Below are 11,505 nucleotides of genomic sequence, written 5' to 3' on the forward strand. Positions count from 1 at the left end.
CTATGAAAATCGGTATCCCCAAAGAAATTAAGAACAATGAAAATCGTGTGGCATTGCCGCCCTCCGGAGTCTATGAGTTAGTCCAAGACGGACACGAAGTCTTCGTTGAACAAGGCGCTGGTGCAGGATCAACCTTTTCTGATCAAGCGTATCAGGAAGTCGGCGCTACGATTGCTACCGTTGAAGAGGTTTGGGCCTCTGAATTGGTTATGAAAGTCAAAGAACCTTTACCAGAAGAATACCCCTTTTTGCATGAGGGACTGGTTTTATTCACCTATTTCCACGTAGCCGCCAATCAACAGCTTGCTCAAGCGTTGATCGACAGCAAAGTGATCGCTGTTGCTTATGAGAACGTCCAGCTGGCGAACGGCACCCTGCCTTTACTGTCTCCCATGAGTGAGATCGCTGGAAGAATGTCTGTTCAAATTGGCGCGCAATTTCTCGAAAAAATTTATGGCGGAAAAGGGATCCTGCTCTCGGGTGTTCCCGGCGTCCGTCAAGGTCGGGTAACGATCATTGGTGGTGGCGTTGCCGGCGAGAATGCCGCGAGAGTCGCCGTAGGTCTAGGCGCACAAGTGACAATTTTAGACGTTTCAATCCCACGCTTACAAGAGCTGGATCGACAATTTTCTGGTCAAGTCCAAACTTTGTATTCCAATCGTTTGAATATCGAGCGAACGATCCAATCCGCAGACTTGGTGGTAGGAGCCGTTTTATTGCCAGGACAAAAAGCCCCGTGCTTAGTGACCCGCGACATGGTGAAACAGATGCCTGAAAAATCCGTGATCGTCGATATTGCCATTGACCAAGGCGGAATTTTCGAGACCGAAGACAAAGTCACCACCCACGACGAGCCAACCTATATCCGGGAAGAAGTTATTCACTATGCAGTGGCGAATATGCCGGGAGCTGTGCCGCAAACGGCAACCATCGCATTGAGCATTGCCACATTACCGTATGCCCAGCAGCTAGCGAAAAACCCTTTAGCAGCGTTGCGAGAAAACGAGGCCCTTGCCAAAGGGGTCATCGCCTATGAGGGCGCATTTACTTCAAAAGAAGCCGCGCACGATCTGTCATTGCCTTTTACCGATCTATCGGAATTGATTTGAGCCACTCTCCCACAATAAAACCAGCAGCCGCACAAGTAATTCGCGGTTGCTGTTTTGCTTTCTATGAGAATTTCCTTTTTTGGGTAGCATGGGCTTTGGAAGTATGCTATATTCATACTTAAAAAAATTCGACCTAGACAGGAGGAACACTGTGCTTACTCAACAACAAATCCAAGCATTTCCCAAAGTAGAACTTCACTGCCATCTCGACGGTTCCATTCGTCCAGAAACATTGATCGCCATCGCCAATCAGCAAGAACTACCGATCGAGCAAGACATCGAAGCTGTGAAAGCACAGATGCAAGCCCCCAAAGATTGTCATGACCTGAGGGATTATCTTAGCTGCTTTGATTTCGTTCGGCCGTATTTGCAAACACAAGAAGCGTTAGCAGCTGCTGCCTATGACGTGATGGAACAAGCCGCTCAAGATGGGGTCGCTTATATTGAGATCCGCTTTGCCCCCAGCTTATCGATGGACAAAGGACTCACTTGCAGCCAGACCATCCAAGCCGTGATCGAAGGCATCGCACGAGCAGAAAAACGCTACCCAATCAAAGGCAATGTTTTGGTCATTGGGATGCGTCAAGAAGACCTACCAGCTATTACGGCGATTTTTGATGAAGCGATCGCTCTTACCGATGAAAAAGTAGTCGGTATTGATCTAGCAGGCCCAGAAGAAGACGGGTACGTCCCTGATTTAGCTGCTAGCTATCAAGTGTTCCTCAAGAACCAAAGTGTCCAGCTGACCTTACATGCAGGCGAATGCGGCTGTGTGCAAAACATTTATCAAGCTATCGAAAGCGGTGCTCAGCGGATTGGCCACGGCATCGCCTTAAAAGGAGATCACACTGCCCAAGCGTTTGTTCGAGAACAAAATCGCTGTATCGAAGGCTGTCCTACCAGCAATGTTCATACGCGTGCGATTCCCACATACTCGGCATACCCATTCAGAGAATGGCTGGAAGCCAAGGTCCCTTTTTGTTTGAACACCGATAACCGAACGGTCTCAAATACGACATTGACCAATGAATACCTGCAAATGGCTCATCATTGCGACATGACCGAATCAGAGATGCGCTTCTTAAACGTAACTGCCGCTCAGCATTCCTTTGCGAAAGCTTCCGACAAAGCGGTACTCTTGAAAAAAATTCAAGAATGGCAATTCTAATAAACATGGACGCTAATGATCCCCACTTGCGTCCATTCTTTATTTCCGAAACGATCAACTTTCTTTCATGCAAAGAAGAGCCGATCGATCCGTGTTAACCCCAAGGCATCGATTTCTAAAAGAGCTCTTTCGTAAATTTCTGTATTCGTGAAAGCCGCACTCTCGTGGGCATCGATCCCAATAATACAAGAGCAGCCGACTTCCTTGGCGATCTTCCAAAATTCAGGATGCGGATAGCCACCGTTCGTATAGCCTGCCAAATTATACTCCAATGGCAGCTGATACTCTTTGGCTTTTTCGCATAAACGGTAAGCAACTTCTTCGCAATGGGAATCGAAGGTTTTATAGCCCCGCATAAACACATCTGGGTGTGCCATATAAGCAAAAATTTCTGATTCGATCCCTTGTAAAGAAACACGGAGATAATCTTTGATCGCTTTTACCGAATCCCCGGGTGTATGGTCGTAATAGTGATTGCTTTCGATTTCAGGAAAATGATTGCCAAAAATCAAATAGTCGATCGACAGCCTTTCTTTCTCTGCAACTAGCCAAGGGATCATTGTTTCAAAATATTCACACTCTAATCCTAATTTCACATCGATTTGTCCTTGGTATTTTTCCCTTAAGCTTTTCACCGATGAAACGTAATCTTCCAATTGCGCAACATCCATCCGCATGGGGGAGACATACCCATCCTCAAAGGGCCAGGGACAATGATCAGCGAAGCCAATTTCCTTAAAGCCAGCTTGGATGGCTTTGATCACATAGTCTTCATCAGAATCCCGTGCATGTTTGCATCGAGTTGTGTGGGTATGATAGTTTGCTTTCCACATGGTTATTCACTCCTTCTTATTACATTTAGGTTAATTTGTTTTTGTGATCGCATTTTAGGTACACTCTTCTTGAGGCGTTATCCTTCAAACCGTTCGCTATTTTACAGAATCTTTTGTAAACGGAACCATTTTTTCGAAAAAATAGTACTAGCTATCAACACCTATCACTTAGCAACTTCATCAGTCTGGATTTATTCCAGTCCATTTCATTATAGAATTGCGGCTATCCCAAGACAATCAAAAGAAAGCTGCAAGCGGTTGCTTCTTTTCCCATCACTTCCATTGAGTCGTTTCTCTTGGGACAAATGAATTTTTCAAGAGGACGTGTCTTGGTGCGGTTTTGTCTCCTTGTACCTCTTGAAAAAGTAGCTGGGTCGTCCAATCCACCATCTCCTCTAAAGGTCGTGCGATGGACGAAAGCAAAGGGTTAGTACAAAGACAAACATTGGTGTTTTCATAACCAATCACTTGAATCGCTTCACCAACCTTTTTATCCAGTGAATGAAGGGAACGTAAAGCGCAGGCTGCCAAAAAATCGCTTGCCGCAAAAATGCCATCGATAGAAGGCCATTGACGAAAAAGTTGATCAAAGGAAGTTTGCGTGACATTTACAAAATCGAGTATGACCTCGTGAACATGGATCTCTGGGTATTGGTCCATCACTTGATAAAAACCAGCTGATTTTTCTTGAACGGAATGTAATGTCTTTGGTCCATTAACGAAGAGGATCTCGCGACAACGATTTTGGATTAAGATCTGTGCTGCCAACTGTCCACCTGAGGTATTATCCGCAGAAACGGAGGATACTTCATCGCTAAGGACTCTACCCACACTCACTAGAGGTAATTTGAGAACCTTTTGCAACAATGGACCTTGCGTACAAAGGTTGGTACATAAAATTACCCCATCAATATTATTTGCGAGAAACAAGTTCAAAAAATAGGTTTCTCTTTCAGGATTCCCTTGTGTGGTACCAATCATCAAACTATAGCCTTTCTCAATCAGTTGCGACTCGATTCGGGTGATAAATTGATTATAAAAATCATTTTTCAAATCATAGATCAGCAAGCCGATCATCTTTGAGGAATTGTAATAAAAGGACCGTGCTAATTCATTTGGTACATAATCAAGTGCTTGAATTGCTTCTAGCACAATCTGCTTTGTTTCTTCATTCACGTATTTTTTATTGTTGATCACTCGTGAGACGGTAGTCACGGATACATTGGCAAGTTTTGCCACGTCTTGCATGTTTGTCATTGGTCCCTCCTTTCTCTCTTTTACATGTCTCGTAATTGTTAAATCCTTTTCCATTTGATCTATTATCCGAATGCAACACTCTAAAATGCTTTTTTTATTCTATAATAACAAACCTTGCATCATATTTTCTGTTTTTATGAAAATAAAAAAGCTGTTTAGATGAAATCTCACCATAAACAACTTTTCTATGCTCGATAAAAGTTTGCATTAATGTCAGCGTCTTTGAAGAAAACAAGAAAATCACTCCCGTGTTCTCTTAAACAATCATTTACAAAAGCACCCAGCTAATTTTTTAAATCTAAGCCTTCAATCAACGCCACCGCACGATCGATCCCAGCGTCTTTTGTTTCTTCTAATACCACGTAACAGTATGGCTTGTGTTTGATCAGAAGCTGTAAAATTTCTGGATACCGTATTTGTCCTTCACCTAACGGGACAGGGATCACTTCTTCTCTCGAGAGTTGAAAATCCTTTAGGTGCAAGCAGACGATTTTCTCGCCAAAAAGAGTAAACGCTTCTTCTACCAATGCAACTTGATCAGCAGCCGTTTTTGCGGTGATCAAATTCGTTGGATCGTAAATGATCTCTAGATAATCAGAAGGAACACGTTCAATCAGCTCGGCGATGCGCTGATTCGAATACAACGGATGATTCATTCCTGCTTCGATCCCTACCATGGTTTTATGTTTTTCTCCTACTCGAACGAGTCGCTGGATCACATGGATCAAGTCTTCAAAAACCTCATCCGAAAAATTCTCTTCGCTATATCCCAGCGCGGCAATGACTGAGCCTGTTTCTGAAGCCACCATGCTGGCACCAAAATAACGGGCATGGAATAAGTAGCGCTCAAATTTCTGTAAGATTTTCTCTCGTTCCTCTGGTTCGGGATGAATCAAGTTACTATAACAACTTAACAAAGCGATTTGAACGCCTTGTTCTTGGAATTCATTCTTGAAGAAGGTCCCCATACCTGGACTCATTTTTTCAGGAGCACTTAGGTCTGGAAAAGACGCATTCAAGGCAAACTGAACGTTTCTTATTTTCTTTGCTCCTACCGCTTGTGCTAGCTGCTTGGGTGTATATTCTCCTGAGAGGTCATGCCCTCGGATGGCTAAATGAATCATCTGACTCCTCGCTTTCTACTGTTTTTTCCCATTCAATAATCAAATTTTCATAAGGTTCTAGCCTATGGTTACCCCGCGCCAGCGCTTCACCTGATAAGCGTTCGAAACCGGGGAGATGTAAGGTAAAGTCAGCTGTCGTCATCCCTAAGTTACTGATCCAGAGTTGGACATGGGTCGCTGACTCTCGGCGATACTTCATCACACCTTCCGAACATTTGATCAACAGGCGCTCTGATTCATAAGGGAAAAGTTCTTTGTGACAAAACGACTGCCATATCAAACTGTCTGGTAAATTGCTAGGTAGCGCACCTAAATAGATGATCTCTCCTTGAGCCAGTTGTTTCTTAGCTAGTAGCGTTTGGTCATTCCCTCGTCCGATCGTTTCCCAATCTTCTGGGCAATGAAAAACTGTGACCAAATGATCCAAAGGTTCTTTTAGGCCGTCATAGGTTAGCTGATAAGTCAGTCCTTTCACCGTAAACTGCTGGATTTGGTCAAACCCGAGCCATTCTCCTAAACGATCTAAGCCATTCGTCGCTGGCCACGCTAGCTCTTTTGTCCGATCCCCCGTCATCGGGCCTAAAATCAGCTTGCCTCCTGCTTCAGTAAAGGCGGCAAATTTTTTCAGCAAGGTCGGACTGATCCAACGAACAAATGGGGCAAGAACAACATCATACTCTTCTAACGGACTATTTTCTTGAATTATTTCTACACGAATCCCTTGGCGAATCAGACTGCCGTAAAATTCGGTAAACAGGCTGCGATAATCATAAACACCCCCATGATCGATCGTGTAAAAGCGTTTCGAGTAATCCGAGTAGATGATGGCTATTTTTGACGATACATACTTCGTTTCCGCTAAAAGTGGTGCGATCTGTTGTCTTAGTTCGCCAATCCGAACTACCTCTTCATACCCACGATCTGGCTCTCCCCAAGCAGTTAACACGGCGCTATGGGGTTGCTCCACACCATAGCGATGTCCACGAAAATGCCAAAAACAGAAGGATTTCAAATGACCAGCATAGCCAATGAACGCTTCACTTGTGACAAACCCATGAGGACGAGGTGCCGCATAGTTTTCAATATGACCGGCATTGGCGGTACAAGTTTCTAACAATAACATTTCCTTGTTGCGCGGTTTGACATTCCGCCAACGATCCAAGTTCATGGTATACGCTGGATAGTTGTCTGCCGGTGCATACGTATCAAAACCGGCAATATCTAAATCAGCAAATAGCTCATCATTTTGCAAGTTAAACCCAAAAGCGGAGTTATGGGTAATGGGTAACGCGGTCTCCATTCGGATAAAATGACAAAGATCATGCGCAAACTCATTCAACGTATCGGTGGTAAAGCGGCGAAAGGCATTCATCAGGGAAGAATTATGCAAAAACGGGGTCGTTAGTGGCAAGACGACATCCTCAAATGCGTCATACCACTCACTCCACACCTTCGTGCCCCAACACTCGTTGAGGTTGGTCACGGATTGATAGTTGTCTTTTAAATACGTATGCCAACGCGTTTGGCACGTCGTACAGTAACATAGATCGACATGACATTTAAACTCATTGTCCAATTGCAACATAACGACATTTTCATGTTTTTCGGCAATCTCAGCGATTTTTCTCGTCAAACGATAGGCATAGCGGCGAAAGTCCTCGTTGTTGGTACAGACATGCTGTCTTGAGCCATGATGCATCTTCGTCCCATCTTGATTAGTGATTAAAGCTTCTGGGTACTGTTTTGTAAACCAGCGGGGCGGAGTTGGCGTTGGAATACATAAGCAAACATCGATGCCATTTGCTTGGTACTGTTCTAGCGCACGTTCCAACAACGCAAAATCATATTCTCCAGGTTGAGGCTCCAAGTCACGCCACATGAATTCCCCAATTCTAGCAAAATTCATGCCCAACGTTTTCATCGTTTGACTATCACTTTGCATGATTTCTTCCGACCAGACTTCTGGATACATGCAGGCGCCGTAATAAATATCAGGAAACAGTGGTTGCTCATGGAAAAACGCCTGTAAACGAATCGCTACATAGCGAGCGATCATATGCGCCCCGACCTTTGAAAAGTGGGTATCATCTGCGAGACCTGCAGGATAATTGGGGTGCTCATCCGGTGCTAACCAAACAAAGAGCGCTTTGGAAGCTTCTAGTCCTAATGTGTCATAATAATGATAGGTATAGCGATTTAAATCAAACAAATCCACTTCTTCCGTTCGACTAAGTTCTCTTAAGACAGGTAAAAATGCTGACAACGTATGCGCCAGTCGTCCCTCTTCCCCTACACGTCGTTCAACAGGTGTACACAGGATAGGAATTCCTGCTTTTTCTTTGATTTGACGGATCATGTCTGTCAAATGAGCAATGTACGCCTCCATCGTGACATGATTTTTCTCTTTTTGGTCATTATGTCCAAATTGCAGTAGGACGACTGTATTCGGTTCGACTTCTTGCAGGAGTTGCTTAAACAACCCTTCTTCGATAAACGAACGAGTCGTACTGCCGTTTTTCGCAAAATTGTGTACGTCTACTTCTGGGGACAGATAGCTTGGTAAAGCTTGTCCCCAGCCCATCATTGGCTGTTGATCAAGGGGATAATCCGCCACGGTTGAATCTCCGCCTAGAACGATTTTCATTTCTTTTCTTCCTCCATCTATTTACTATCAGATTTCCAACAACTTCGACAAGTCCACTGGTTTTCTTGCTGAACATAAGCTGCATTAGAAATCGCTTTCTTTTCTATTATACAAAACATTTGCTGACGAAAACATGGAAAAATCAGAGCAAAAGCTGCGAAAATACGAGCTTTTCCGCAGCAACCAACAGTGATCAGCTCTGACCTTTTCGATATTGTCCTGGGGTCATTCCCGTGCACTTTTTAAATAAACGATTGAAGTAACTGGGATTATACCCAAGGTTTTCTGCAATTTCATTGATTTGGTGATCAGTTTCGAGCAACTGCCGTTTTGCTTCTACGATGCGAACATTGGTTAAATAATCAATAAAGTTGACCTGCTTGGCACGCTTGAACTCCTTACTCAAAAAGATTGGGTCTACTTCGAAACGATCCGCAACGTATTCTAACGAAATTTGTTCATTGCGAAAATCAGATTGGATGTACTCCGCTACTTTTTGGATCATTTCACTATAAGAATTAGCGACATTTTCTTGCCAGAGGATGGAGACGGGTTTTAAGAAATGATGGTACAAAAAGGCTTGGATCTGATTGATGTCCAAAAGTCGTTCGATTCGCTCTAACACAACCGTTTTCGATACATAATCCGTTCGTGAGACCCCATTTTCATTTAAAAGGTAATCGACTTGATCGTACAGTCGATTGACCACATAGATCACCGCAGCCTGTTGATTGTTTTCTGCCACGACCTGTTCTAAAAACCGCTGGACACTTCGTTGCAATTCTTCATGATAGCCACTTTTCAGCGCTGTTAAAATCAAATTTTCTTGCGAAAGAGAATACTTCGGCAGCGGGCGCATTTTCTCTCCTTGAAGCACTTGATTTTCGGGAATCAACCGTTGCAGATGGATTTGCTTTTTGAGACGTTGGGCAACTTCAGGCAACTTGCGAATCTCTGTTTCTTGTTGCGAACTAACGATGGTGACATAACGGCAGACGATCAAATTGATTTGCTTGGTGATCATCGTGAAGTAATCTGTCAGTAGCTGCTCTTGATTGACCACAAAAACCAAAATCCGTCCTTCATTTGAAGAAACAATGGTTGATTCAGGGAAAAACATGGCTGTGACATCCGCTATAATGTTTTCTAAGGCAAACAAAATGTGGGTTTCATCTTGTGAATTTGCTTGATTGCTTAATAGATCATTGAGTTGGAAATAAAACAGGCGATACCCTTGGTCACTTAAGCACCAGTTTTTTTGCTGCAGTAATTGTTGCGATTCTTCCTCCGATAAATAGCCATAATACCCTTCCATCAAATGTTGGATCACTTGTCGCTTCAGCGAATCTTGAAAGCGTTCCGCCTGATTTTGCAACAATCCTTTTTCCCGACTTAATTGTTGCCAACGGTCCACCAAAAACTCCAGATCGTTTTCTTTTTTCCATTGGGTATTACCAAAGAGCTGATCCATCGTTTTTTCAAAAGGTTGGTATTGTTTTTTTGCCAAAAAGAGACTCATGACTGCCACACAAGCAATAAAAAGAATGCTTACGACGATCAGCACTCTAGCCAAATGAGTGACTGGCTCGGTAATCAATGCTAAGGGAACGACGGTATAAAACGTCCATATTTGGTTGAGTCGCGTACTGTTTACGGCGATCATGCTATAATCATTGCCATTGATCGATTCGACCCAGGTTCCTTGATGCTCCTCACTCAGCGGTTGGATAACATTCGCTAAGTTCTGATCGCCAATAAAACGAAAACTCTCATGATTAAAGGAAATCGCTGCGAGTCCATTTTCAATTTGAGTATCATAAAAATACTTTAACAATGATTGCTCGTCGATCGTTGCAACTAAAAAAATTTTAGGCTGATCTTCGCCTTGGCTATCAATGTTTTGTACAAAAATCAATTCATCCTCTTCTTCAATGATCTTCCACTGATACTGCCTACCATTATCGATCCGATAGCGTTCAAATGCTGTTTTGGTTTGCTCGAGCGTTAATTCATACGTGCCGCCACTTTCAATCCCAAAGGGCGCCTCTCCGAGCGAATAAATACCGATTCGATTGACATAATTGGAGCTATTGGTTAAGTAAAACAATTCTTCCGACAGCTGGATCAACGTCTGATAATTCGTCGTTTCCAATAAATCTTCTTGGTAGCGCCTTTGAAACGATTGCCCCCAAACGCTTAAAGTCACTTCCAGCTGCGAGAACTGTTGGTTGATGTTACTAACGATTCCTTCGACTTGGCGATTGTTTAGTTCTTGATACGATCGTTGTAATGGTCCGATCAAATAGGCATGCAAAAAGATTGCAACGGCTAATAGCGGCACGACGATCCATAGACTGGCTAGCTGCAGTTTTCGATGAAAACCGCCTGTTTTAAAGTACTTCATTCCCAAACACCCTTGTAATAGATTTTATGTAACAAATTGTCATGCGAAAAAACGCATGACAACCTATCCACAACTATTGAAGTGTATCATCCTTTGACGGATCCAATCAGCATTCCTTTGGCAAAATGTTTTTGCAAAAACGGATAGAAGATCAAAATTGGTAAAGTCGCCACAATGATGACTGCAAATTTGATTCCTTGTTCAGGCGGCACATAGTTTGGGTCCATACTTGCTAACGCATTGGCACCACTGGAGGCCATCGTGATCTGTCTTAACAATAACTGAATCGGCCATTTTGCTGAATCGTTGATATAGAGCAATCCACTCATGAAGTCGTTCCAGATACCAACGGCGTAAAAAAGGGTGAAGGTCGCGATCACTGGTTTTGATAAAGGCAAAATGATTTTCCATAAGATCCCTAGTTCCGTACAGCCGTCCATCTTGGCGGATTCTTCCAACTCGATCGGCATTTCTTGGAAAAAGTTTTTGATGATCATTAAGTTGAAGGGATTGATCGCGATTGGCAAAATCAATGCCCAATAAGAATTGATCAGTCCTAAATTTTTCACCACGATAAACGTTGGGATCATCCCACCTGAAAAGAGCATTGCAAAAATCACGAGATTCAACAAGGTGTTCCGTCCTTTTAGGTGCTTGCGTGATAAAGGATAGGCAAAGGTGAAGGTACAGAAAAGCTGCACCAGCGTGCCAACGATGGTAACGCCGACCGTTACAAGCAAACTACGGATAAAGGTGTTGGTTGAAAAAATAAAGCGATAGGAGTCGAGACTGATCTCATTTGGCCATAAGAAAAACGAACGTGTGGTCAATTCTAACTCCGTAGCAAATGAACCTGCGATCACATAAATAAAAGGAATCACCATGAATAACCCAATCAATGCCAAAAATAGTGCATTAAAAATGTCAAATATTTTCCCTGCCTTCGTATTGTGTAAAGTAGCCATC

General features: G+C 43.3%; 8 protein-coding genes. 2 read left to right on the top strand and 6 right to left on the bottom strand.

Annotated features, from left to right (window positions below):
- Nucleotides 1-2: 2 nt before the first annotated feature.
- A complete protein-coding gene (gene ald, locus IGJ74_RS14085; RefSeq protein ID WP_008380781.1) occupies nt 3-1,109 on the top strand; it encodes an alanine dehydrogenase in 1,107 nt (368 codons plus the stop codon).
- A 151-nt stretch (nt 1,110-1,260) separates the two neighbouring features.
- On the top strand, nt 1,261-2,277 hold the full coding sequence (gene add / locus IGJ74_RS14090) for an adenosine deaminase (protein ID WP_042890230.1): 1,017 nt from the start codon (nt 1,261-1,263) through the stop codon (nt 2,275-2,277).
- A gap of 65 nt (nt 2,278-2,342) precedes the next feature.
- Here the strand turns inward: add and IGJ74_RS14095 are convergent, their stop codons facing one another.
- The 6 genes from IGJ74_RS14095 to IGJ74_RS14120 all read right to left on the bottom strand — a co-directional run bounded on the left by IGJ74_RS14095 (nt 2,343) and on the right by IGJ74_RS14120 (nt 11,504).
- Nucleotides 2,343-3,110 carry a histidinol-phosphatase gene (locus IGJ74_RS14095; protein ID WP_086316497.1) on the bottom strand — a complete coding sequence of 256 codons (768 nt, stop codon included), beginning with the start codon at nt 3,108-3,110 and terminating at the stop codon, nt 2,343-2,345.
- Between the two features lie 273 nt (nt 3,111-3,383).
- On the bottom strand, nt 3,384-4,367 hold the full coding sequence (locus IGJ74_RS14100) for a LacI family DNA-binding transcriptional regulator (RefSeq protein ID WP_242691972.1): 984 nt from the start codon (nt 4,365-4,367) through the stop codon (nt 3,384-3,386).
- A gap of 284 nt (nt 4,368-4,651) precedes the next feature.
- Nucleotides 4,652-5,491 carry a sugar phosphate isomerase/epimerase family protein gene (locus tag IGJ74_RS14105; RefSeq protein ID WP_430608533.1) on the bottom strand — a complete coding sequence of 280 codons (840 nt, stop codon included), beginning with the start codon at nt 5,489-5,491 and terminating at the stop codon, nt 4,652-4,654.
- Nucleotides 5,463-8,135, bottom strand: coding sequence for a beta-galactosidase (locus IGJ74_RS14110; protein WP_087665053.1), 2,673 nt, complete (start codon nt 8,133-8,135; stop codon nt 5,463-5,465). The genes IGJ74_RS14105 and IGJ74_RS14110 overlap by 29 nt, the downstream gene beginning before the upstream one ends.
- Nucleotides 8,136-8,328: 193 nt before the next feature.
- On the bottom strand, nt 8,329-10,539 hold the full coding sequence (locus IGJ74_RS14115; RefSeq protein WP_008380767.1) for a helix-turn-helix transcriptional regulator: 2,211 nt from the start codon (nt 10,537-10,539) through the stop codon (nt 8,329-8,331).
- A gap of 86 nt (nt 10,540-10,625) precedes the next feature.
- Entirely contained in the window at nt 10,626-11,504 is an 879-nt protein-coding gene (locus tag IGJ74_RS14120) for a carbohydrate ABC transporter permease (protein ID WP_086297880.1), read from the bottom strand.
- Nucleotide 11,505 lies beyond the last annotated feature (1 nt).

Origin of the sequence: Enterococcus sp. AZ009, from assembly GCF_050548785.1 — a bacterium.
GTDB classification, from domain to species: Bacteria; Bacillota; Bacilli; order Lactobacillales; family Enterococcaceae; genus Enterococcus_D; species Enterococcus_D entomosocium.

What these genes read in the sequence shown, in the direction of transcription:
- ald (WP_008380781.1), top strand. Translation starts at nt 3, where the DNA reads ATGAAAATCGGTATCCCCAAAGAAATTAAGAACAATGAAAATCGTGTG.
- IGJ74_RS14095 (WP_086316497.1), bottom strand. Translation starts at nt 3,110, where the DNA reads ATGTGGAAAGCAAACTATCATACCCACACAACTCGATGCAAACATGCA.
- IGJ74_RS14100 (WP_242691972.1), bottom strand. Translation starts at nt 4,367, where the DNA reads ATGACAAACATGCAAGACGTGGCAAAACTTGCCAATGTATCCGTGACT.
- IGJ74_RS14105 (WP_430608533.1), bottom strand. Translation starts at nt 5,491, where the DNA reads ATGATTCATTTAGCCATCCGAGGGCATGACCTCTCAGGAGAATATACA.
- IGJ74_RS14110 (WP_087665053.1), bottom strand. Translation starts at nt 8,135, where the DNA reads ATGAAAATCGTTCTAGGCGGAGATTCAACCGTGGCGGATTATCCCCTT.
- IGJ74_RS14115 (WP_008380767.1), bottom strand. Translation starts at nt 10,539, where the DNA reads ATGAAGTACTTTAAAACAGGCGGTTTTCATCGAAAACTGCAGCTAGCC.
- IGJ74_RS14120 (WP_086297880.1), bottom strand. Translation starts at nt 11,504, where the DNA reads ATGGCTACTTTACACAATACGAAGGCAGGGAAAATATTTGACATTTTT.